Genomic DNA, 22,119 nt, shown 5'->3' on the forward strand with positions numbered 1-22,119 from the left:
TACCGACAGAGGGGGCGCCCCGGCCGGGGCGTCCCCTCTCCCGTACTTGCCGACGGGCGGCTCAGCCGTCGCCGGCGTTGGAGCGGGGGGCGAGCAGCAGGCGGCAGGCCAGCCGGATGTCGTCCTCCATGTCCGGGATCGAGGCCCGGCCGTTCAGGGTGACCTGCAGCACGCCGTACCAGCACTGCATGAGCAGCCGGATGAGCGTGACGTCCTGCGCGGTGGGATCGTCGATCCCGAGGGCCCGCAGCACGATGCCACGGAACGTGTTGTCGATCCGGCCCGCGTCGGCCACGGCGGCGGCGTTGGCGGCGTTCGCCGACTGGAGCATCGCGGTCGCCAGGGCGGGCCTGCGCAGCAGCTGCCTGCTCGCGCTCACCAGCAACTCGCCGACCGCGTCCTCGGGGCTGACGCCGGGCTTCGGGCGGGTGACGTTGTCGTTGAAACGGTCGACCTGCTCCGCCATGACCGCGGTGAACAGGTGGGTCTTCGACGGGAAGTAGCGGTACAGCGTGCCGATCGCAACGCCCGCGGCCTTCGCGACCTCGTGCATCTGGACCCGCTCCAGGCCCTTGTCGGCCGCGAGATGGGCGGCGGCCCGCAGGATGCGAACATGCCGGGCTCGCTGCTCGGGCGAGCTCGGCTCGGCCGGCGGCCTGGCTTCGGCGATTCTCGGCACGCTGTCTTCCCCCTGGTCGGTTCGACAAGAGATTACACACGGGTTCGGGCGGCTACGTGAACCCGTCCATACCGGTGAGTGGGATGAGGCTGCCACCGTCCCGCCGTCCTGCTGTTGCCTGAGGCGGACAGCTGCGAGTGTTCAGCGGAAGGACGGTGGCATGGCCGCCTCGGGACTGTGGGACGACGAGTACGACGTGGTGGTGGCCGGCTCCGGAGCCGGCGCCATGACCGGAGCACTGGCGGCCGCGTCCCGCGGCCTGCGCACCGCCGTCCTGGAGAAGACCTCCCTGCTCGGCGGCACCTCCTCGTACGCCGGCGCCGCCGTCTGGCTGCCGGGCACCCGGATCCAGGAGCGGGCGGGCATCGGGGACTCGACCGAGTCGGCGCGCACCTACCTGCGCGCCCTGCTGGGCGAGGACACGGACGGGCGGCAGGAGGCGTTCCTGACGACCGCGCCCGAGGTCGCCGAGTTCCTCGAGCGCGATCCCGCGATCGAGTTCGAGTGGCGCCCCTTCCCCGACTACTTCGCCGCGCCCGGCCGTATGGACATGGGGCGCTCCTTCGTCCCGCTCGACCTGCCCGCCGAACGGCTCGGCGGGCTCGCCTCCCTGGTGCGCCCCCCGGTGGACCGCGACCGGGCCGGGCAGGGCCACCGCGACGCGCCGCTCTCCCAGGGCCGCGCGCTCATCGGGCGGCTGCTGCTCGCGCTGACGAACACCGGGAACGGCACCGTGCGCACCGGCACCCGCCTGACCGGCCTCGTCGTCGAGGACGGCAGGGTCGTCGGCGTGGAGGCCGAGACCGGGGACGGCCCGGTGCGGATCCGCGCGCGGCGCGGCGTCCTGCTGGCGGCGGGCGGCTTCGAGGGCAACGACGAGATGCGCGCCGAGCACGGCGTCCCCGGCGCCGCCGGCTGGTCGATGGCGCCGTCCGGTGCCAACACGGGCGACCCGATCCTGGCCGCGACCGCCGTCGGCGCCGCGACGGACCTGATGGACCAGGCATGGTGGTGCCCGGGAGTCCAGGACGCGAGCGGCGCCGCCTCGTTCACGCTGGGCTTCGGCGGCGGCCTCGTGGTCGACGCCTCGGGCCGCCGGTTCGCCAACGAGTCGCTCCCGTACGACCGGATGGGCCGGGAGATGGCCGCCGCGCCGGATCGGGTTCCGGCGTACTTCGTCTTCGACTCGCGGTCCGGCGGGCGGCTCCCCGCGATCTCGGTGCCGGGCGGCCCCGGCGCGGACTGGGTCCAGGCCGGCACCGTCGGCGAGCTGGCGGAGAAGCTGGGCCTGCCCGCCGACGCCCTGACCGCCACGGTCGAGCGGTTCAACGGCTTCGCCCGTGCCGGTGTGGACGCGGACTTCCACCGGGGCGAGGACCCGTACGACCTGTTCTTCGCCGACCGGTCCGACGACGGGGACCGGGGGCCGAACCCGTGCCTGGTCCCGGTGGACCGCCCGCCGTACTACGCCGTGCGCCTGGTCCTGAGCGACCTGGGCACCAAGGGCGGGCTGCGCACCGACACCGAGGGCCGCGTGCTCGACGCCGAGAGCCGCCCCATCGAGGGCCTGTACGCCGCGGGGAACACGAGCGCCTCCTTCGCGGGGCGCTTCTACCCCGGCCCCGGAACACCGATCGGTTCGGCGATGGTCTTCGCCTACCGCGCGGTCGGGGACATGACCGAGACCGACACCCCCTGATCGAGGAGCACCCGATGACACCCCCCTCCTTGTCCCGCCGCCGGCGCGCCGCCGCGCTGGCCCTGGCCACCCTCGCCGCCGTGACTGTGACGGGCGGCGCGCGGACCGCCGCCGAGGCCGACGCGCCGCGCGCGGGCACGGCCGCGGCGGACGGGGTGGCTCCCGGCCTGCGCGGCAAGATCGTCAGCATCCGCCCGCTGACGAACGCGGCGGCCCTGCCCAGCGCGGCGCGCAACTGGTACGTCACCTACGTGTCCGAGGGCGCGACCGGCAAGGCCGTCACGGTCTCCGGCACGGTCGCGGTGCCCAGGACGCCGCCGCCTCCCGGTGGCTGGCCGGTGATCAGCTGGGCGCACGGGACGACCGGCACCGCGGACGTGTGCGCCCCCTCGGCCGACACCCCGACCGGGCCCGCCCACGACTACGTGTCGATCGCCGCGACCACGCTGGACGCCTGGGTCGCCCGTGGCTTCGCCGTCGTGCAGACCGACTATGAGGGCCTCGGCACTCCCGGCGAGCACCCGTACATGAACGGGCGCAGCGCCGCCAACACGGTGCTGGACATGGTGCGCGCGGCACGCAGGGCGGACAGGCGGATCGGCCGTGACTGGTTCGCGGTCGGCCACAGCCAGGGCGGCCACGCGGCACTGTTCTCGGCCGTCGCGGAGGCCGGGCGCACGGACGTGCGGCTCCGCGGCGCGGTGTCGATCGCTCCCGGCGGGTGGGGGCTCAGCCAGACCGCGCCGTACATCCAGTCCGGCCAGCCGGGCGCCGAGTACGCGGTGGCCTTCCTGCCCACGCTCCTCATCGGCGCGGCCGCCGCCGACCCGTCCGTCAAGCCGGGCGAGCTCCTGACTCAGGAGGCGGCGCCCCTTCTCACCGCGGGCAGGACGGGCTGCCAGGCACAGGTCCGCGAGGTCGCCGCGGGAATCCCGGTGGACAAAGTGTTCGTTCCCGGCGCGGACCTCGGGCCGCTGACGCGCTACCTGCGATCGCAGGAACCTGTCGGTCTCACGCTGCGGGTGCCCACGCTCGTCGCCCAGGGCACCGCGGACGTCCTCGTGTCCAAGGCGACCACCGATCTGATGGTCGCCGACATGTGCGCGAAGGCCGGGAAGGTGACCTACAAGGTCTACGAGGGCGTCGACCACCGTGGGGCCATCGCGCGTTCCTTCGACGACGCGCTGGGGTTCATCACCTCCATCCGCGCGGGGAAGACCCCGGCGAGCACCTGCTGACGACCATGTGAACCACCACTCGGGGGATGCCGGACGCGCCATGACCCATAGCTCTCGAAAGGAGTCATCATGGACGCGAATAAATCCACCCAGACCCCAACCAAGGACGATGTACCGGACGCGGCGCGACGGGTCATCACCGTCGACACGACGGACCTCGGCGCGCTGCGCGCCGCCCTCGCCCGCTGGCTGACCGAGCGGTTGGGAGCCGACCGGCCCGTCCGCCTCAGCGGGCTGACCCGGCCGGCCCACTCCGGCATGTCCAGCGTCTCCGTCCTGTTCGACGCCGAGTGGATCGTCGCGGGCGAGGAGACCAGGGCCGGCCTGGTCGCCAGGCTGGCCCCGCAGCCGGCGGCGTTCCCCGTCTTCCCCGACTACGACGTCCGCCGGCAGTTCGACGTGATGCGGGTGGTGGCCCGGCACACCGGGATACCGGTCCCCCGGGTGCACTGGCTGGAGGAGTCCCGCGACGTCCTTGGCGTGCCGTTCCTCGTGATGAGCCGTGTCGACGGCCGGGTCCCCGTCGACAACCCGCCGTACGTGTTCGACGGGTGGCTGCGCGACGCGGACCCGCGGGAGCGCCGCGAGCTACAGGACCTGAGCGTGGAGGTCCTGGCCGGAATCCACGGGCTGGACCGGGCCGCCGACCTGCTCCCCGATCTGGCCGCCGAGGCCGGCGACGACCCGCTGCGCCGCCATGTCGAGCGGGAACGCGCCTACTACGAGTGGACCCGCCGATCCGACGGCGTGCGCATCCCGGTGATCGAGGACGCGTTCGCCTGGCTGGAGGACCACTGGCCGGCCGACCCCGGGCCCGCCGTGCTGCTGTGGGGTGACGCGCGGGTCGGCAACGTGGTCTACCGCGGGACGCGGCCCGTCGCCGTGCTGGACTGGGAGATCGCGGCCCTGGGACCGCGCGAGGTGGACCTCGGCTGGTTCGTCTTCCTGCACCGGTTCTTCCAGGACATCGCCGAGATGCTGGAGGCGCCGGGACTGCCGGACTTCTGCCGCCGCTCCGACGTGGTCCGGGAGTACGAACGGCTCACCGGCCACCGGGTCCGCGATCTCGACTTCTACCTGACGTACGCCGCGCTGCGGCACGCGATCGTCATGTCCCAGATCAAGCGCCGGGCCATCCGCTTCGGCGAGGAGACCACCCCGGCGACGCCGGACGAGTACGTCCTGCATCACGCCGCGCTTCGGGAACTCGTGACCGGAACCTACTCCTGGGAGAGATGAATGAGACCGGCCCCCCTCGACGAATACCCGATCCACCAGTCGCCGCTGTCGATGGCCCAGGTCGCCGCCACCGACCGAAACTTCTACGACCGGTGCTACTTCAACGCCCACGACCGCACCGGAGACGTGTTCCTGGTCACCGGTCTCGGCGTCTACCCGAACCTCGGGGTGACCGACGCCTTCGCCACCGTACGGCGCGGAGACGAGCAGTGGGCGGTCCGTTTCTCCGACGCCCTCGACGAGCGTGCCCTTGACGCGAAGGTCGGCGGCTACCGGGTGGAGGTGGTCGAGCCGCTGCGAAAGATCAGGGTGGTCTGCGAGCCCGCCGACCGCTCCCTGTGCTTCGACCTCACCTGGGAGGGCACGTTCCCCGCGGTCCTGGAGGACCGGCACGTCCTGATGTCCGGGCCGAAGGCGATCCTGGACGCTACCCGGTTCGCGCAGGTCGGGGCGTGGTCGGGCACCCTGAGCGTCGACGGCGGGGATCTCCGGGTCGATCCCGACGTCTGGGTCGGGAGCCGCGACCGCTCGTGGGGCGTCCGTCCCGTCGGCGACGCCGATCCGGCGGGCAGGACGGCCGACGAGCCCCTCGCCGGCCACTGGTGGCTGTACGCCCCCCTGCGCTTCGACGACTTCGGCCTCCTCGTCATCGTGCAGGAGGCGGCCGACGGGACCCGCACCCTCAACCACGCCACGAGGGTCTTCCCGGACGGCCGCGTGGAGCAGCTCGGCTGGCCCCGGGTGGACATCACGTACGCCCGCGGCACGCGCCATCCGGAGTCGGCGCGCCTGCACCTGACCACACCCGCCGGCGTCCCCCTGCTGGTCGAGGTCGAGACGCTGACGTCGATCGCCCTGAGCGTCGGCGCCGGGTACGGCGGGGACCCCGACTGGACGCACGGCCAGTGGAAGGGCCGCGGCTGGTCGAACTCGTCGAAGTACCAGCTCAAGGACCCGGCGATCACGGCCCGGCTTCCGTTCGCCACCGTCGACCACGTCGCCCGGGCCACCTGCGACGGCGCGGTCGGGTGGGGCATGTTCGAGCACGCGAACATGGGGCGCCACGATCCCAGCGGGTTCGCCGGCTGGTTCGCGACCGCGCCGTAGGGAGTGTCCGCGGCTCAGATCATGTTGTCCTCGACGGCGAGGCCGAACTCGGCCTTGCCGTACAGGGCCAGGGCGCGCTCGACGTCGTTGGCCACGTGCACGCTGCCCGCGTGGGCGTCCCGCCAGGCGCGCTCGATCGGGTTGCCGCGCTGGAGCGAGTTCCCGCCGGCGGTCTTGAACAGGATGTCGATCGCCTCAAGCACTCGCTCGGTGGCGCGCACCTGGTCCCGGCGGGCCCGCAACCGCAGCTCCATCGGGATCTCCGCGCCGTCCACGGCGTGCTGGTACACCTCCCGCACGTTGCGGTCCATCTGCAGGATCGCGGCGTCTATCTCGGACGCGGCCCGGGCCACCGCCACCTGGGCGAACTGGTCCTCGGCGAAGCGGCCGCCGCCGAGGCTGAGCCGTACCCGGTCGCGCATCGCGGTGATGTAGGACGTGTAGCAGCCCGCGACCGCGCCGACCACCGCTCCCGTGATCGCGGAGGTGAAGACGGTCGCGAACGGCATCCGGTACAGCGGGCCGGTGTTCACCCTCTGCCCGGGGCCGCGCAGCTGCGCCTGCTCGTAGTTGCGCATCGTGCGGTACTCGGGCACGAAGGCCCGGTCGACGACGATGTCGTTGCTGGCGGTGCCGCGCAGCCCGATCACGTCCCAGACGTCCTCGATCACGTAGTCCGACCGCGGGACGAGGACGGTCATGAAGTCGACCGGCCGTCCCTCGGCACCCACGATCAGGCCGCCGATCAGCGCCCACTGCGCGTGCTCGCATCCGGAGGAGAACTTCCACCGCCCGGACAGCTCGTATCCGCCCTCGACGGGGATCAGCCGCCCCACCGGCGCGTACGACGAGGCCACCAGCGTGTCGGGGTCGACGCCCCAGACCTCGTCCTGGGCGGCCTCGGCGAACAGGCCGAGCTGCCACGGGTGCACGCCGAGCACGGAGGCCACCCACCCGGTGGAGCCGCACGCCCCGGAGATCTCGCGCACGACCTCGTAGAACCGCACCGGGTCGCTCTCGGCGCCGCCGTACCTTCGCGGCTGCAGCATGCGGAAGACCCCGGCCTCGACGAGTTCCTGGATGCTCTCCGCCGGAACCCGCCGGTTCTCGTCGGTGGACCGCGCCCGCCCCGCGATGTACGGCAGAAGCGCGCGAACCGACTCCAGGACCTCGTTGCTCATGGCTTGCGTCTCCGTGTCACGCTCGTCGTCGTCATAGGGATGCAGACCATGATGGTGCGCCGGGGTGGATGAACACGACCCGGGGCATCCCGCCCACTGGGATTCCGGGTCCGTCCCCGCCCGTCGGCGACCTACCTTTCCCATCGAGAGAACCTGCGTCCCGAAGGGTGGGGTCAACAGTGACCGCAGTCGAATCCGAACACGACGATGTGCGTGCGATCGAGGCCGAGGCCGCGCCTACACGATTCGCCCGAGGATGGCACTGCCTGGGCATGTCCAGCGGGTTCAAGGACGGCAAGCCGCACACCGTCAATGCCTTCGGCCAGAAGCTGGTGGTCTTCCAGAGCGGCGACGGCAAGCTCAACGTGCTCGACGCGTACTGCCGGCACATGGGCGGGGACCTGTCGCAGGGCACCGTCAAGGGCAACGAGATCGCCTGCCCGTTCCACGACTGGCGCTGGGGCGGCGACGGCAAGTGCAAGAGCATTCCGTACTCCCGCCGCGTCCCGCTGCGCGCCCGTACGGCGGCCTGGACCACGATGGACCAGGACGGCCTGCTGTTCGTCTGGAACGACCCGGAGGGCAACCCGCCGCCGGCGGACGTGACGATCCCCCGCATCGAGGGTGCGACCCGTGACGACTGGACCGACTGGGTCTGGTCGGAGACGATCGTCCACACGAACTGCCGCGAGGTCGTGGACAACGTCGTCGACATGGCGCACTTCTTCTACGTGCACTACTCGTTCCCGACGTACTTCAAGAACATCTTCGAGGGGCACACGGCCACCCAGATCATGAAGGGCATGGGCCGTCCGGACGCCCGTCCGCCGGCGAAGGACGGCGAGCCGCAGATGACCGGCAACACCTCCGTCGCGTCGTACCACGGGCCGTCGTTCATGGTCGACGACCTGACGTACCACTACACGAACATGGAGATCAAGTCCGTCCTGATCAACGCGCACTACCCGATCGACGCGCACTCGTTCGTGCTGCACTCGGGCATCATCGTGCAGCGCAGCGACGCGCTCGAGGGCGACGCCGCCGACACGATGGCCAGGAAGCTGGGCGACTTCATCCTGAGGGGCTTCGACCAGGACATCCAGATCTGGAAGAACAAGACCAGGATCGACAACCCGCTGCTGTGCGAGGAGGACGGGCCGGTCTACCAGCTCCGCCGCTGGTACGAGCAGTTCTACGTGGACGTCGCCGACGTCACGCCGGAGATGGTGGAGCGCTTCGAGTACGAGCTCGACACCACCCGCCCGGTCGAGGCGTGGCGCAAGGAGGTCGAGGACAACCTCGCCCGCCGGGCCGAGGGCCAGCCCGCATGACGATCCGCCAGGACAACCGCCTGCTGGACGGCGCCCCCATGCTGCCGCTGCGGTGCCACCAGTGCGGCACCCGGGTGCAGGTGCGCAAGTCCAGCTGGCACCAGACGAGCATCCAGTGGGACAAGGAGGCCGTGGACGCCTGCCTGGAGCGGCGTGCGTCCACTCCGGGCGGCGGCCCGAACGGCGACCAGTTCCCCGCCTGCGAGGCGTTGCGGCAGACCATCAGGCAGGCCGTGCTCGACGGCGCCATCCCGGTGCCCGACGACGGTCTGTGAGGACAAGAGAAAGACGATGACCGACAAGAACGTGTACGGCCCGTGGGCCGTGATCGCCGGCGGCTCCGAAGGAGTGGGCGCGTCGTTCGCGTACCAGCTCGCGGACGCCGGGATCAATCTCGTGCTCATCGCCCGCAAGCCGGGCCCGCTTGAGGAGACGGCGGCGCGAGTCCGGGCGAAGGGGGTCGAGGTCCGCACCATCGAGCTCGACCTGCTCACCCCGGACGCGCTCAAGGTGATCCGCTCGGTCACCGACGAGCTGGAGGTCGGCCTGCTGATCTTCAACGCCGGTGCCAACACCTACGGCCACGAGTTCGTGACCGGCGACCTGGACCGGGTCCAGGGCGTCATCGACCTCAACATCACGGCGCAGCTCGCGCTGGCCCACCACTTCGGCGCGCTGATGAAGGAGCGCGGCCACGGCGGGATCATGCTGGTCGGGTCGCTGGCGGGCTACATGGGCCAGCCGCACATCAGCGTCTACTCCGCGGTCAAGGCGTTCAGCCGGGTCTTCGCGGAGGGCCTGTGGCTGGAGCTCGGCGAGCACGGCGTCCACGTGCTCGAACTGGTCCTCGGCGTCACCCGCACCCCCGCCATGGAGCGGGCCGGCCTTCGCATGGACCTGCCGGGGCTCAACGTGGCCGAGCCCGACGACGTGGCCAGGGAGGGCCTCGCGCACCTCGCCGACGGCCCGGTCTGGGTCGCGGGCGGCAACCAGGAGGCCGCCGAGAAGCGGAGCCGGTTCCCGCGCGCCAAGCTCGTCAGGGGCGCGCACGAGGCGACCAAGCGCCTGCTCCCCTCGGAGTAGCCCGCCACGCGAATCCAGCTCGCCCATGACCATGAAGCCGTGAGCTCATGAGGCCGTGAGGTGATGAGGAGGCGGCCGGTCCTCCTGAGGACCCGCCGCCTCCTGGCGTTCCAGGCTGCCGACCCCCACACCTCTTCCTCCCTTTTCCTTGTCTCCCTTGCCCGGCCGAGCGGGCCGTACGGCGAGGGCGGCGGCGACGCAGGCGACGGGCACGACGGGCAGGACGTAGCGGTGGTCGAAGTCGAGCGCGGCGACCGGCCCGACCAGGAGCCCCATCGCCACGGCCCATGGAAGTGCCGCCCGGCCGGGCCGCAGGACCGCCCCGGCCGCACCCAGCAGCAGGATCGCCGCCAGCACGGGACCGCGCAGGTACGCGAGACGCTGGTAGACGATGAGCACGTCGGCGTACGGCCCGGCCGAACGCATGGCGCCGATGTCGGACGCGTAGGTCCGGCGGACCTCGGCCACGAGCGGCTGGTCGGGCAGCGACCAGATCCCCCGGGCGAACCCGAACGCCGGGACGGTCCGCGCCGGATGCGCGACGGGCGTCCAGCGGAAAGCGATGGAGGTGTCGGCGAACACATCCCGGAGATAGTCGAGCGGCTGGGCCGCGATGGCGCGCAACGCGAATTCGCGCGCCCGCTCGTTGTGCGCGAACCGGCCGCCGGGCAGCAGGTTGATCGAGGCCCCCGGCGCCCATACGTACTCGGAGGCGGCGTCCACGACGGTGCCGTTCGGGCACAGCGGGGCCAGCTCCGGCGGGGGCTGGACGACCGCGCAGTCCGCGAAGGTCATCGTGCGCGCCCACAGCGCCACCCCGTCGGCGCCGCTCAGCGCGACCTTGCCGTGCGTCGCGCCGTACCAGGCGGCGTAGCCGGCGAGCGGCACCATCCCGGCCAGTGCCAGCACGACCACGGCGCGCCAGGAGACGCGGCGCAGCGCGAGCACGAGCAGGACGAGGAGGAGCAGCGGCAGCGCGATCGTCCGGGTGAGCGCGGCGCCCGCGAGCAGCAGCCCGGCCACCAGGGCACACCTCGGGGACGGCCGCTCCCGCCAGGCGAGGACCGCGACGGCGGCGACGACGAGCAGGATGAACAGCGTGTCGGACAACACCGCGTGCTCAAGCCGGAGGAACGACGCGTCGAACAGGACCGGCACGGTGGCGAGGACGGCTCCCCAGACCGGCAGCCCCTTGTGGCGGGCCAGCGCGTAGACGATCAGGCCGGTGGCCAGGCCCATCGCGTGCTGGACCGCGACGACGACCGTCACGCTGTGGAAGGGCAGCAGAGCGCGCAGCAGCAGCGGATAGCCGATCGGGTGGAACGTGGACGACGGCCGCAGGTGGACGGCATTGTCCAGGTAGGTGAAGGAGTCGTACCAGTACAGCCGGGCCGGCGGATAGCCGAGCATGGTGACGACCCTGAGCGCGGCGGCGAGCGCGAGTACGACGGCGAAGGTCCGGTGGCGCGCGAGCAGCGCGCCGGTCCGGGTCCGGAGGCGGGCGGCGGTACGGCCGAGCGCGGGCACGCCGAATCCAGCGGGCATACGGAGTCCGGCGGGCATGGCGAATCCGATCGTCGGAGGGGAATCCGCGCATGCCGAAGGGCCGCGCGGCGGATGGCACGGGAACGAGGGCCGTCCGCGGCCTCTCGCGAGGGAGTTCAGGACGGCTCGGGCGGGATCAGGCGATGTCGGAACCCGCCAGGGACATCAATCCGTCAGGGACCTCGGGTATCAGAAGCTCTCGGGGGCATCGGGGCCGTCAAGGGCGTCAGGGCGTCACGGGCTTTCAGAGGACCGTCGGGTCCGTCAGGGCAGAAGGCCTCGATCGGCCGGGGCGAGGGGTTGGGCACCGGATTGGTGACCATGAGCGCCTCACCCGGAGCGGTAAGGGTCCCCGCGTAGACGTACCAGTCGCCGGGCACCGTCTTCGCCTGGTACGCGGTGAACGTGCCCTTCAGTCCACGCGCCCGGAGCATGGGCTCGACCTCGGCGACGGTCTTGTTGATGAAGTCCACGCAGTGGAACGGCTCGCCGGGAGAGTCGATCGGGGTCATCAGGCCGTAACGCTCCCCCGCGCGGGCCGGCCTCCCCAGGAAGACGACCACGTCCTTCCGGTAGTTCACCGGGATGCGCAGGCCGATCGGGCAGCCGAAGGAGCGGCGGCACTCCCCTGGGGCCTGGATGCGGGTGACCGCGCTGCCGGTGCGCGTGCCGTCGAGGACGAGGACCTGCCCGATGGCGCTGGCCGAGGTCGGGATGACCTGCAGCTCGATGTTCAGCCCCCGGGCGCGCAGCTCCCGCTGGTACATCGCGGGCTCGGCGAACAGGTCCTTCACCGTGACGACGTACTCGTCGCCCTCGCGCTCGATGTCGAGCGCGGCGGAGGCGGGTGTGACTCCGAGCGCCGCCGTGACCGCCAGCAGGGCCGCGACCGCGCCGGCCGCCGCCATCAGGCGAGGCCGCCGCTCGCCGCTTCGCATGAACCGTGACCGCCACCGGCGTGGCCGGGCGGGCGCGGCCGGAGCGACCAAGGTGATCTCGTCCAGCAGGTCGAGGGCGAGCGGCGTCATCCCGGGACCCGGGTCGGGGGCGATCCGCTCGACGAGGCGGTCGAGCCGGGCGTCGGTGGTCATGCCTTCCTCCCCACGAGCGCGAGGGCGCGCACGCCATACCTCGCCACGTCGACGCCCGCGCGTGACAGCTCCCGCGCCAGGCGCCTGCGCGCGCGGTGCAACCGGGAGCGGGCGGCGCCGGGCGAGCAGCCGAGGACGGTCGCGACCTCTTCAGAGGTCAGGCCCTCCCAGCTCGCCAGCGCCAGCACCTCGCGGTCGTCGGCGTCCAGCAGCCGGAAGGCCGCCCGGACCGCGTCGAGATCGTCGTCCGGCGGGCCCGCGCTCTCGGCCCACCGCGCGAGCTGCGCGCCGAGCCGCTCCACCAGGGCGCTCCTGCGTGTCGCGGTCCTGCGGCCGTTGGCGAGCACGCGCCTGGCCACGCCGTACAGCCAGAGCCGGGCGGCGTGGCCGTCCGGGACGTCCGCCAGGCGGCGCCAGGCGGTGGCGAAAGTCTCGGCGAGAGCGTCGGCGGCGTCCTCGTGGGACTCCGTGCGCCGCCGGATGTAGGCGAGGAGGTCGGCGTAGTACGCCAGATAGATCTCCTCGAAGCGCTGTCTCGTCTCCGGGCGGCCCACGCTGCTCCCTCTCGCCGGGTGCTCCTCCACCTCGGTACGTGTCCGGATGACGGCGAGTGTTCCACCTCGATCCTGAGAAAGAGTGATATTCCTCCGTGCGGGTCAGATCCCGAGGCGGGCGGCGATGCCGTCGAGGACGCATTCGAGCCCGAGCTCGAACCGCCACTCGCTCTCGTCCTTCCTGACTCCCTGCCGGATGTAGTTCTCGAAGGCGGGGTAACGGCCGGAGCCCAGCAGCCACATCATCCGCGATGCGTAGAGGGCGCGCAGGTCGTCCATCCTCGCCACGCCCTCGCGCCGCATGAGCCGGTCCAGGCCGACGTCCGCCCCGACCGTTCCGCTCACGAAGGAGGCGACCGTCGTGACCACCACCATCCGGGTGTCCGCGTCGAGGTCGAGCGACTCCAGCGAGGCCAGCAGCCGGTCGGTACGCGCCACGAGATTGGGAGTCAGCGGGCCCGACGAGGCGGTGACCTGGACCAGCCAGGGATGGCGCAGTATGAGTCCCCGCAGCCCCCATGCCGCGCCGCGCAGGGTGGCCCGCCAGTCGGGCGCGGTCTCCGGCATGCCCTCCTCGCCGTAGATCGCGTCCACCATGAGCTCGATGACGTCGTCCTTGCCGCGCACGTACCGGTAGAGCCCCATGGTGGCGACGCCGAGCCGCTCGGCCAGTCGGCGCATCGAGACGGCGTCGAGCCCCTCCTCGTCGGCGATGGCGACCGCCGTCGCCGCGATCTGCTCGTGGGTCAACGTCGTGCGCGGCGGCTTCGCCGGGCGCTCGAGCCGCTGCCAGATGGACGCGTACTCCTCGGCCTCGCCGTTCCCTGCCTGATCCTTCTCGGGCATCCGGCTCTCCTTCCCTCCGTCATCTGTGTACATCGTATCCGGACTTGTACAGCGTACGCATCGATGCGTACGCTGTCATCGTTTCTGTACGGCGTACGCACCTGAGGCGCCGCGAAGAGAGGAAGGCTGTGCCATGCCCGAGAACCCGTTGAACGTCGCAGTGATCATCGGCAGCGTCCGAGAGGGCAGGATCGCGCCCGTGATCGCGAGCTGGCTCGTGGGTCAGGCCGGGAAGCGCGACGACGTCGCCCTCGACGTCATCGACCTGGTCGAGACCCGGCTGCCCGGAGAGCTGAAAGGCCACTTCGGGGGTGAGCGGCCGCCGGAGGTGACCGCCCTCCAGCCCCGGCTGGCCGCCGCCGACGCCTTCGTGGTGGTGCTGCCGGAGTACAACCGGGCCTACCCCGGAGCCCTGAAGGTGATGATCGACACCTACCACGCGGAGTGGCAGGCCAAGCCGGTCGGCTTCGTCTGCTACGGCGGCATGTCCAGCGGGCTGCGGGCCGTCGAGCAGCTCCGGCTGGTCTTCGCCGAGCTGCACGCGGTCACCGTACGCGACTCCGTCGCCTTCCAGAGCCCGTGGACGATGTTCGACGCGGAGGGGCACTGGCCGAAGGACTCCGCGGGTTGTGACGCCGCGGCCAAGGTCATGCTCGACCAGCTCACCTGGTACGCCAGGGCGCTGCGCGACGCCCGGACCGCCCGCCCCTACGCGAGCTGAGCGGGCCGACCATGCTGATCCGGCTCCTCCGCACCGACCTGCGCCCCCACCTCGGATCGATCGTCCTGGTCGGAGTGCTGCAGATCGCGCAGGCCGTCGGCGCCCTGGTGCTGCCGACCCTGAACGCGATCCTCATCGACGACGGCGTGCTGAAGGGAGACACCGGCCTCGTCCTGCGCACCGGCGGCGTCATGCTGGCCGGGACCGCGGCGCAGGTCCTGTGCTCCGCCGCCGTCGGCTTCCTCGCCTCGCGGATCGCCCTGGCCGTCGGCCGCGACCTGCGCACCGCCGTGTTCACCCGGATCCAGGCGTTCTCCGCCCGCGAGGTCGGGCGGTTCGGCGTCCCATCCCTGATCACCCGGACCGTCAACGACGTCCAGCAGGTGCAGACGCTCGTCTTCATGTCGCTGACCGGACTGGCCGCCACCCCCATGATGTGCGCGGGCGGCGTGGTGATGGCGCTCCGTCAGGACACGCGCCTGTCCACCCTGCTCCTGGTCGCGCTTCCCGCGCTGTTCGTCACCCTCGGTGTGCTCCTTCGCCGGACGCGCGTCCCGTCCCAGGGGATGCAGGAGGGCATCGACACGGTCAACCGGGTGCTGCGCGAGCAGATCACCGGCGTCCGCGTCATCCGCGCCTTCGCCCGCGACCGGCACGAGCGCACCCGGTTCGCCGAGGCCAACACCCGGCTCATGGACATGTCCGTCCGGGCCTCCCGGCTCATGATGACGCTGTTCCCGGCCGGGATGCTGGTCTCCAACCTGTCCGGGGTCGCCCTCATCTGGGTCGGCGGCCACCTGGTCGACGACGGATCGATGCGGGTCGGGACGCTCATCGCCTTCCTGAACTACTTCATGTTGATCTTCGGCTCCGCCCTGCTGGCGACGTTCACGTTCCTGACGGCGCCGCGCGCCCAGGTGAGCGCCGGGCGGATCCAGGAGGTGCTCGCGGTGACGCCCCCGCCCACACAGGCGGCTTCCCCGCCGTCCGTTCCCACGCTTCCCGGCTCACCCCCTCGGGGCCTCCTGGAGTTCCGCGACGTACAGCTCCGTTATCCGGGAGCGGAACTTCCCGTACTGCGCGGCGTGAGCCTCATGGCCCGGCCGGGCGAGACCACGGCGATCATCGGCTCCACCGGCGCGGGGAAGACGACGCTGCTGAACCTCGTCCCCCGGCTCCTCGACCCGACCGGCGGTGCCGTACGCGTCGGCGGCCTGGACGTCGCGGAGATGGCGCCGGAGGATCTGGTGCGCGCGGTCGCGCTGGTGCCGCAACGGCCGTACCTCTTCTCCGGGACGATCGCGTCGAACCTGCGGTACGGCGATCCCGAGGCCACCGACGCGGAGCTGTGGCACGCGCTGGAGATCGCCCAGGCCCGCGACTTCGTCGAGGCGCTGCCCGAGGGGCTGGACACGCCCGTCGGCCAGGGAGGCGGCTCGCTCTCCGGCGGGCAGCGCCAACGGCTGACCATCGCCAGGGCCCTGGTCGCGCGGCCCGCCGTCTACCTGTTCGACGATCCCTTCTCCGCGCTCGACCCCGTCACCGAGCGGGCGTTGCGCGACGCGCTCGACCACGAGACGCGGGACGCGACCGTCCTCATGGTCGCCCAGCGGGTGCCCTCCATCAGGTACGCCGACCGGATCGTCGTGCTCGACGAGGGCCGGGTCGCCGGCGAGGGCACCCACCACGAGCTGATGGCGACCAGCGGCACCTACCGGGAGATCGTGCTCTCCCAGCTCACCGAGGAGGAGGCGGCATGAAGTCCGACGAGACGCCCGGCACCGTCCTGCGGTTGCTGCGGGTGGTCCGCCCCGAGCGCCCGCTCGTGGTCGCCGCGCTGGCCCTCGGCGTCGGCGGCGTGGCCCTGACCGTGGCCGTGCCCCGGCTGCTCGGCGCCGCGACCGATCTGATCGTCACGGCCGCGGCCGGCGACCGCCGGATCGGCTTCTCCGAGGTCGGCCGGGTCCTGCTGGCCGCGCTGGCCTGCTATCTGGTGGCGTTCGGCTTCGCGCTCGCCCAGCAGCGGCTGACCGTCACGGTCACGCACCGGCTGGTCTTCCGGCTGCGGGAGCAGGCGCAGGCCAAGCTGGCCCGGCTGCCGCTGGCGTACTTCGACGGGCGGACCCGGGGCGAGATCCTCTCCCGGGCCGCGGGCGACATCGACACCGTCTCCCAGACGTTGCAGCAGGCGCTCAGCGTGCTCGTCAACGCGCTGCTCACGCTCGTCGGCGTGCTGGCCATGATGGTGTGGATCTCGCCGCTGCTCGCGCTGATCTCGCTGGTGACGGTGCCGCTGTCGGCCGTGGCGGCCAGGGCCGTCGGCGCGCGGGCCCGGCGCAGGTTCGCGGAGCAGGCGGCGGCCACGGGACGGCTCAACTCGCACATCGAGGAGATGTACACCGGGCACACCCTGGTCAAGGTCTTCGGCCGGGAGCGGCAGGCGCTCGAGACCTTCATCGAACACAACGACGCGGCGTTCCGCTCGGGGTTCGCGGCGCAGTTCGTCTCCAGCCTCGCCGGGCCGTCGACGACCATTCTCCTCAACGTCAACTTCGTGCTCGTCGCGGTCATCGGCGGGCTGCGCGTCGCCGCCGGCGCGCTGTCGATCGGCGACGTCCAGGCGTTCATCCAGTACTGCTTCCAGTTCGGCCAGCCGATCAACCAGGCCGCGTCGATGTCCGCCCTGCTGCAGTCGGTGCTGGCCTCGGCGCGGCGGGTCTTCGAGCTGCTGGACGAGGACGAGAACGCCGACGAGGGCGTTGACGAGGGCGCCGGCGGGGGCGAGGTCGCCACGCCGTACGCGCACCGGGCGGAGACGGCCGGCCGCGTCGCCTTCGAGAACGTCTCCTTCCGGTACGCCCCGGACCGGCCCCTCATCGAGGACCTGTCGCTGGTGGCCGAACCCGGGCGGACCGTGGCCGTCGTCGGGCCGACGGGAGCGGGCAAGACCACGCTGCTCAACCTGCTGATGCGGTTCTACGAGGTCACCGGCGGCCGCATCACCCTGGACGGGGTGGACGTCGCCCGCATGCCGGTGGAGGAGCTGCGCGCCCGGATCGGCATGGTGCTGCAGGAGACCTGGCTGTTCGGCGGGACACTCGCCGCCAACATCGCCTACGGCGCCGGCGACGTGCCGCGCGAGCGGATCGTCGAGGTGGCGCGGGCCACCGGCCTCGACCACGTCGCCCGCACCCTGCCCGACGGCTACGACACCGTGATCGACGACGAGGGCGGCGGCCTGAGCGCGGGCGAGCGGCAGCTCGTCACCATCGCGCGGGCGTTCCTGACGGATCCGGCGATCCTGGTCCTGGACGAGGCGACCAGCGCGCTGGACACCCGGACGGAGGTGCTGGTGCAGCGGGCCATGACCTCGCTGCGCGCCGGACGTACCTGCTTCGTCATCGCCCACCGGCTGTCGACGATCCGCCATGCCGACCTGATCCTCGTGATGGACTCCGGGCGGATCGTCGAACAGGGAACCCACGACGAGCTCCTCGCCCGCCAGGGCGCCTACGCGCGGTTGTACGCGGCCCAGTTCGCCGGCGAGCGGGTCGGCCCGGCGGCGATCGCCGCCGGCGAGTAGTGCCCTTCCGAGGAGCCACCGTACCGACCGGCCGTCGTGGCGACGAGGCGCCCTGTAGTAATCGCGGAAAATCCAACGGATACCGCCGGCCAACGTCGACGTGGAGCACACGGACAAGGTCGGTGGCATCCTCCACCCGGCCCGTCGCGGTCGTCCGTTGGGCCGCAGACGATCACCCTCTGGGAGGAGCCCGGATCGCCGTCACTGGCCGACAATCGACAGTGCGGCGTCGGAGATATCGGGGCATCCGGTGGCCGCCACAGACGCATGATCCGCACCTCGCGTACACCGCGACCCCACCACAGGAGCCCGTGTGAGCCGTCTCCGTCCCGCAATCACCGTCGCGCTGTTGGCCGCGGCCTTCGTTGGGACACTGTCCCTCCCGGCCTTGGCGGTCGGGGCCCCGGAGCCCTGCAACACCGGCCCGAACGGTCCCGCGTGCCATTCGCCCGGCTGGGGAACCAAGTAGAAGGGTCCCGGTGGTACTGGCCGTAAATCCAACGAAGCTGGGCGGCGGGCACCTCAACGCGTGCGTCGAGATGTCCTGACCCCACCAGTAGTCGCGCGAAAAGGCAGACTCACCCTCTGTGGTGGGGCTGCCTTTTCGCGTACGCGGCAACCGCAGATTCGGTGTGTCCGCACCGCGTGGGGCGTTGAGGGCTTTCTGGTCGGTGCTGCGATTTGGTCGCCGCACACCGAGCCATGAAAGCCCTCACCTTCGCAACCGGTTCAACCCTCCGCGGTCGCCCCGCCTGTCACCAACGTCCGTGGCCGGTACACCTAGGAAGCCGGGAACACCGGGCCGCAGCCGGCGACGCGATGAGCACCGGCAGGGAGCGAGCCATCGTCCACCGGTGAGACGGCCAGTGATCGAATGCCGGGTCGTGGCGTGTCCACCAGCCGCGCCGCCCGTCAGACCTTCCCCGGGTCGCCGACACGCTCGTAGACATCGGCCTCGAACTGGTCGAGGAGCCGTTCGCACTCCGCGACCTTCTCGTGGGCCAGTTCCCTGCCGGGGGCGCCCATCCAGTCCCGTCCCTCGACCTTGCGGAGCCAGCGCCGCAGTTTCTCGAGGTCCTGACGGATCTCCTCGGTCTCCTCGAACGTGTAGTTCTCGCGGAACCGCTCGAACTCGATCTCCTTGAAGAACTTCGTCTCGCACTCCTCCACGATCTCGGCGTACTCCTTCGCCGAGTTCTCGCGGAACGACTCGACCAGCGTCTGGTACTCGCGTTCCTCGACCGCGGTCAGCACGAAGATCATGCTCTCGCCGCCGAGCTCGTCGATGCGCTCGCGGACCTTGTCGAGACGTTCCCGTACGCCGGGACGGTCCGGCAGCACGCACACGGCCTGCTGGATGTAGAGGGCGCCCAGGCGCTTCAGCTCGCGCCACACCGCCACCCGAGCGCGCGAGGTCGTCGAGGGCACGCGGTACACGAGCTGCAGGAATCGCTCGTCGATCGTCATGGCATCCAAGGCTACCCAGTTGACATGTCGGACATGCGTGATGAAGCATATGCTGCATTGAAACATCTGTTACAAAGAAGGAGCCGCCGTGACAGGCGCAACATGGGGCCTGGTGGCCTCGACCTTCGCCGCCTCGTTCGTCGAGTTCGTCGAGGCCCTGACCATCGTTCTGGCCATGGGTGTGACACGCGGCTGGCGCTCGGCCATCGCGGGCACCGTGGCGGCGCTGGTGGCGCTGACCGCCTTCACCGCCGCCGCCGGATACGCCCTGGGCACCTGGCTGCCCGAATCGCTCCTCCAGCTGGTCGTCGGCACGCTGTTGCTGATCTTCGGCCTCCAGTGGCTGCGCAAGGCGGTCCTGCGGTCCTCCGGTCTGAAGGCCATGCACGACGAGGAGGAGGAGTACGCCGCCCAGACCGAGGCGGCGCGGCAGGCCACCCGCCAGAGCCGCTTCGGCATCGACACGTTCGCGTTCGTGGTGTCGTTCAAGGGCGTGTTCCTCGAGGGCGTCGAGGTCGTCTTCGTCGTGATCACGTTCGGGCTCAGCGCGGCGAACATGCCCGCGGCGATCGGCGGCGCGGCCGTCGCCGGTCTCCTCGTGCTGATCGCCGGCGTGATCCTGCACCGTCCGCTCGCGGCGATCCCCGAGAACGCCCTGAAGTACGGCGTGGGCCTGCTGCTCGCCAGCTTCGGCGCGTACTGGGCCGTGGAGGGCCTGGGCGTTTTCACGCAGAGCGGCGAGAGCCTCGAGTGGCCGGGTGGTGACTGGGCCATCCTCGCCCTGATCGCCTGCTGGCTCCTGACCTCGCGCCTGCTGGTCAAGGTTCTGCCCCGTCTCAAGCCGGAGGTCGCCCGATGAGGTTCGTCAAGGGATTCGGACAGTTCTGGTACGACTTCATCATCGGCGACGACTGGAAGATCGCCGCCGCGGTCGTCGCGGCGCTCGCCGTGACGCTCGTAGTCGTGCTCGCGGGCGTGTCCGCCGCCGGAGCGGCGATCGCGGGCGGCGTGCTGCTGCTCCTGTTCTTCGTTGCCAGCGTTCTGATCGATGTGAGGAGCTAGCCGATGACCGCGCAGGCCGTAGAACTGCACAACCACCACCGCGACGTCACCGGGGGCTGGCTGCGCCCCGCGGTGTTCGGGGTGATGGACGGACTGGTCTCCAATGCCGCCCTCCTCGCCGGGGTCATCGGCGGCGGCGCCACCGGCACCGGCGTCGTGATCGCCGGGCTCGCCGGGCTCGCCGCCGGCGCCTTCTCGATGGCGACGGGCGAGTACACCTCGGTCGCCTCCCAGCGGGAGCTCACCCAGGCCGAGATCGCCATCGAGCGCCGTGAACTGGCGCGCAACCCGGAGGCCGAGCAACGGGAGCTCGCGCTGCTGTACCAGTCCCGGGGGCTGACACCCGAGCTCGCCGCGGAGGTCGCGCGGCAGCTCCACGACGACGACGAGGTGGCCTGGCGGGTGCACGCCCGTGAGGAGCTCGGCGTCGACCCCGACGACCTGCCCTCGCCCTGGGTCGCCGCGGGTTCCTCGTTCCTCGCCTTCGCCCTCGGAGCGCTGATCCCGGTGCTGCCGTTCCTCATCGGGATGTCGTCGGTGCTCGCGGTGGTCGTGCTCACCGCGGCCGCCCTCTTCGTCACCGGCGCGCTGGTCGCCGTGCTCACCTCCAGGTCCCCCCTGTACGGCGGAGTGCGCCAGCTCGCGCTCGGCGCCCTCGCCACAGCGGTGACCTACGGCGTGGGCAGCCTGGTGGGAACGTTCATCGGCTGACCCGGCGGGCCGGTGATCCCCCACCGCCCGCGGCTCCAATGCCCCCTCAGCGGCGGCCTCGCGAACAGCGGCCGCCGCTGAGGGCTCCATGATCGCCCAACCGCCGCGCGGACGCGCGGCCCGGACCTGACCGGCGGTGTGACGATGGACCAGCGCAGTTCGCGCCCGGCACGACTCCACGCGGGCCCGCCGCCCGCCCCTCCCTCGGCCGTCTTCCACGCGGTCGCCGACGTCTCCTCCATGGGCGACCGCTTCGAGCTCGGCGTCGGCCGGGCCGAGTCCGGATGGCGCCCGTTCACCGACCTCCTCACCGATGCCGACGCCCTGGAACAGCGGATCGGGGACGTCGCCGAACGCCTGCGCACCACCGAGGCCCGGGTGGCCGCCTCGATCCTGTTCCAGAAGCTCGCCTCCCGGCTGTGCTCGCCTCTCTTCGGCGCAGCGGTCGCCCACGGCCTGCTCGTCGAGCTGGACCCGGGGCGCCTCCACTGGCGGCCTGCGCCCGACGGTGTGCCGTCGCCGCTGCGCACCACCGATCTCGCCGGCTGGGAGATCCGCGACCCGGTGCGGACAGCCGAGCGGATGTACCACACCGTGGTACCCGGGTTGCTGGAACCACTCGCCGAGGCGGTCCAGGGAGTCGTGAAGATCGCTCCGGGCCTGCTGTGGGGCAACGTGGCCTCCTCGCTGGCCGGGACCGTCCGCGCCCTCGCCCGCGTACGTCCCGAGCTCACCGGAGCGGCCCTCGCACTGGCCCGCGAGCTGCTCGACCTGGGCCTCATCCGGGACAAGGGAGAGCTGGCGGAACCGGAGCCCGGCCACCCGTTCTTCGTCCGCCGCAGCTGCTGCCTTTACTACCGGGCGGGGGACGGCCGCAAATGCGGCGACTGCGCGCTGGAGGAACCGGACGCGCGCCGCGACCGGTGGGCTCGTGCCGTACGGGAATCTCGGGGAGCCCGATGAGCCGCTGCCCGGCATCACG

At 71.7% G+C, this 22,119-nt stretch carries 21 protein-coding genes; 14 read left to right on the forward strand and 7 right to left on the reverse strand.

The window, feature by feature from the left end; translation table 11 throughout:
• Positions 1–61: 61 nt before the first annotated feature.
• Positions 62–679, reverse strand: a complete 618-nt coding sequence (locus AB0I59_RS35770; RefSeq protein ID WP_061259524.1) for a TetR/AcrR family transcriptional regulator — start codon at positions 677–679, stop codon at positions 62–64.
• Between the two features lie 160 nt (positions 680–839).
• On the opposite strand from AB0I59_RS35770, the gene AB0I59_RS35775 reads away from it, so the two are divergent.
• The 4 genes from AB0I59_RS35775 to AB0I59_RS35790 all read left to right on the forward strand — a co-directional run bounded on the left by AB0I59_RS35775 (position 840) and on the right by AB0I59_RS35790 (position 5,962).
• Positions 840–2,378, forward strand: coding sequence for an FAD-dependent oxidoreductase (locus AB0I59_RS35775; protein WP_358140113.1), 1,539 nt, complete (start codon positions 840–842; stop codon positions 2,376–2,378).
• A gap of 14 nt (positions 2,379–2,392) precedes the next feature.
• On the forward strand, positions 2,393–3,616 hold the full coding sequence (locus AB0I59_RS35780; protein WP_358140116.1) for an alpha/beta hydrolase family protein: 1,224 nt from the start codon (positions 2,393–2,395) through the stop codon (positions 3,614–3,616).
• A 69-nt stretch (positions 3,617–3,685) separates the two neighbouring features.
• Entirely contained in the window at positions 3,686–4,855 is a 1,170-nt protein-coding gene (locus AB0I59_RS35785; RefSeq protein ID WP_358140119.1) for a phosphotransferase family protein, read from the forward strand.
• The gene (locus AB0I59_RS35790; protein ID WP_358140122.1) at positions 4,856–5,962 is read left to right on the forward strand and encodes an Rv3169 family protein; all 1,107 of its coding nucleotides are present in this window, start codon (positions 4,856–4,858) and stop codon (positions 5,960–5,962) included.
• A gap of 14 nt (positions 5,963–5,976) precedes the next feature.
• On the opposite strand, the gene hsaA is transcribed toward AB0I59_RS35790, so the two are convergent.
• Positions 5,977–7,143 carry a 3-hydroxy-9,10-secoandrosta-1,3,5(10)-triene-9,17-dione monooxygenase oxygenase subunit gene (gene hsaA / locus AB0I59_RS35795; RefSeq protein ID WP_358140124.1) on the reverse strand — a complete coding sequence of 389 codons (1,167 nt, stop codon included), beginning with the start codon at positions 7,141–7,143 and terminating at the stop codon, positions 5,977–5,979.
• 179 nt (positions 7,144–7,322) lie between these two features.
• Between hsaA and AB0I59_RS35800 the strand changes: the two genes are divergently transcribed.
• The 3 genes from AB0I59_RS35800 to AB0I59_RS35810 are packed head-to-tail and all read left to right on the forward strand — an operon-like array spanning position 7,323 to position 9,557.
• Positions 7,323–8,474 (forward strand): 3-ketosteroid-9-alpha-monooxygenase, oxygenase component, encoded by a 1,152-nt coding sequence (locus AB0I59_RS35800; protein WP_358140127.1) that lies wholly within the window; start codon positions 7,323–7,325, stop codon positions 8,472–8,474.
• Positions 8,471–8,749 carry a hypothetical protein gene (locus tag AB0I59_RS35805; RefSeq protein WP_061259531.1) on the forward strand — a complete coding sequence of 93 codons (279 nt, stop codon included), beginning with the start codon at positions 8,471–8,473 and terminating at the stop codon, positions 8,747–8,749. Before AB0I59_RS35800 ends, AB0I59_RS35805 begins: the two co-directional genes overlap by 4 nt.
• Positions 8,750–8,765: 16 nt before the next feature.
• Positions 8,766–9,557: an SDR family NAD(P)-dependent oxidoreductase gene (locus tag AB0I59_RS35810; protein ID WP_061259532.1), complete on the forward strand. Its 792-nt coding sequence runs from the start codon at positions 8,766–8,768 to the stop codon at positions 9,555–9,557.
• Between the two features lie 45 nt (positions 9,558–9,602).
• Here the strand turns inward: AB0I59_RS35810 and AB0I59_RS35815 are convergent, their stop codons facing one another.
• The 4 genes from AB0I59_RS35815 to AB0I59_RS35830 all read right to left on the reverse strand — a co-directional run bounded on the left by AB0I59_RS35815 (position 9,603) and on the right by AB0I59_RS35830 (position 13,593).
• Positions 9,603–11,120 (reverse strand): hypothetical protein, encoded by a 1,518-nt coding sequence (locus tag AB0I59_RS35815; protein ID WP_358140131.1) that lies wholly within the window; start codon positions 11,118–11,120, stop codon positions 9,603–9,605.
• Between the two features lie 155 nt (positions 11,121–11,275).
• On the reverse strand, positions 11,276–12,193 hold the full coding sequence (locus tag AB0I59_RS35820; RefSeq protein ID WP_358140134.1) for a hypothetical protein: 918 nt from the start codon (positions 12,191–12,193) through the stop codon (positions 11,276–11,278).
• Positions 12,190–12,747 carry an RNA polymerase sigma factor gene (locus AB0I59_RS35825; RefSeq protein WP_061259533.1) on the reverse strand — a complete coding sequence of 186 codons (558 nt, stop codon included), beginning with the start codon at positions 12,745–12,747 and terminating at the stop codon, positions 12,190–12,192. Before AB0I59_RS35825 ends, AB0I59_RS35820 begins: the two co-directional genes overlap by 4 nt.
• A 102-nt stretch (positions 12,748–12,849) precedes the next feature.
• On the reverse strand, positions 12,850–13,593 hold the full coding sequence (locus tag AB0I59_RS35830; protein ID WP_061259534.1) for a TetR/AcrR family transcriptional regulator: 744 nt from the start codon (positions 13,591–13,593) through the stop codon (positions 12,850–12,852).
• Positions 13,594–13,726: 133 nt separating this feature from the next.
• On the opposite strand from AB0I59_RS35830, the gene AB0I59_RS35835 reads away from it, so the two are divergent.
• From AB0I59_RS35835 to AB0I59_RS35845, 3 genes are read left to right on the forward strand one after another with little or no spacing between them, the layout of a single operon-like run.
• The gene (locus AB0I59_RS35835) at positions 13,727–14,314 is read left to right on the forward strand and encodes an NADPH-dependent FMN reductase (protein WP_061259535.1); all 588 of its coding nucleotides are present in this window, start codon (positions 13,727–13,729) and stop codon (positions 14,312–14,314) included.
• Between the two features lie 11 nt (positions 14,315–14,325).
• A complete protein-coding gene (locus AB0I59_RS35840) occupies positions 14,326–16,074 on the forward strand; it encodes an ABC transporter ATP-binding protein (RefSeq protein ID WP_358140138.1) in 1,749 nt (582 codons plus the stop codon).
• Positions 16,071–17,897, forward strand: coding sequence for an ABC transporter ATP-binding protein (locus AB0I59_RS35845; RefSeq protein WP_358140141.1), 1,827 nt, complete (start codon positions 16,071–16,073; stop codon positions 17,895–17,897). The genes AB0I59_RS35840 and AB0I59_RS35845 overlap by 4 nt, the downstream gene beginning before the upstream one ends.
• Positions 17,898–18,809: 912 nt before the next feature.
• Here AB0I59_RS35845 and AB0I59_RS35850 read toward each other — a convergent pair.
• Complete coding sequence (locus AB0I59_RS35850) at positions 18,810–19,364, reverse strand: Chromate resistance protein ChrB (protein ID WP_061259537.1); 555 nt, start codon at positions 19,362–19,364, stop codon at positions 18,810–18,812.
• Positions 19,365–19,452: 88 nt separating this feature from the next.
• Between AB0I59_RS35850 and AB0I59_RS35855 the strand changes: the two genes are divergently transcribed.
• The 4 genes from AB0I59_RS35855 (at position 19,453) to AB0I59_RS35870 (ending at position 22,100) form a co-directional block, all read left to right on the forward strand.
• The gene (locus AB0I59_RS35855; protein WP_061259538.1) at positions 19,453–20,223 is read left to right on the forward strand and encodes a COG4280 domain-containing protein; all 771 of its coding nucleotides are present in this window, start codon (positions 19,453–19,455) and stop codon (positions 20,221–20,223) included.
• A complete protein-coding gene (locus AB0I59_RS35860; RefSeq protein WP_061259539.1) occupies positions 20,220–20,426 on the forward strand; it encodes a hypothetical protein in 207 nt (68 codons plus the stop codon). The genes AB0I59_RS35855 and AB0I59_RS35860 overlap by 4 nt, the downstream gene beginning before the upstream one ends.
• 3 nt (positions 20,427–20,429) lie before the next feature.
• Positions 20,430–21,137, forward strand: a complete 708-nt coding sequence (locus tag AB0I59_RS35865; protein ID WP_061259540.1) for a VIT1/CCC1 transporter family protein — start codon at positions 20,430–20,432, stop codon at positions 21,135–21,137.
• Between the two features lie 144 nt (positions 21,138–21,281).
• Positions 21,282–22,100 (forward strand): (2Fe-2S)-binding protein, encoded by an 819-nt coding sequence (locus AB0I59_RS35870; RefSeq protein ID WP_358140146.1) that lies wholly within the window; start codon positions 21,282–21,284, stop codon positions 22,098–22,100.
• Positions 22,101–22,119: the final 19 nt, after the last annotated feature.

It is taken from the genome of Microtetraspora glauca (assembly GCF_040656155.1).
Taxonomy (GTDB): Bacteria; Actinomycetota; Actinomycetes; order Streptosporangiales; family Streptosporangiaceae; genus Microtetraspora; species Microtetraspora glauca.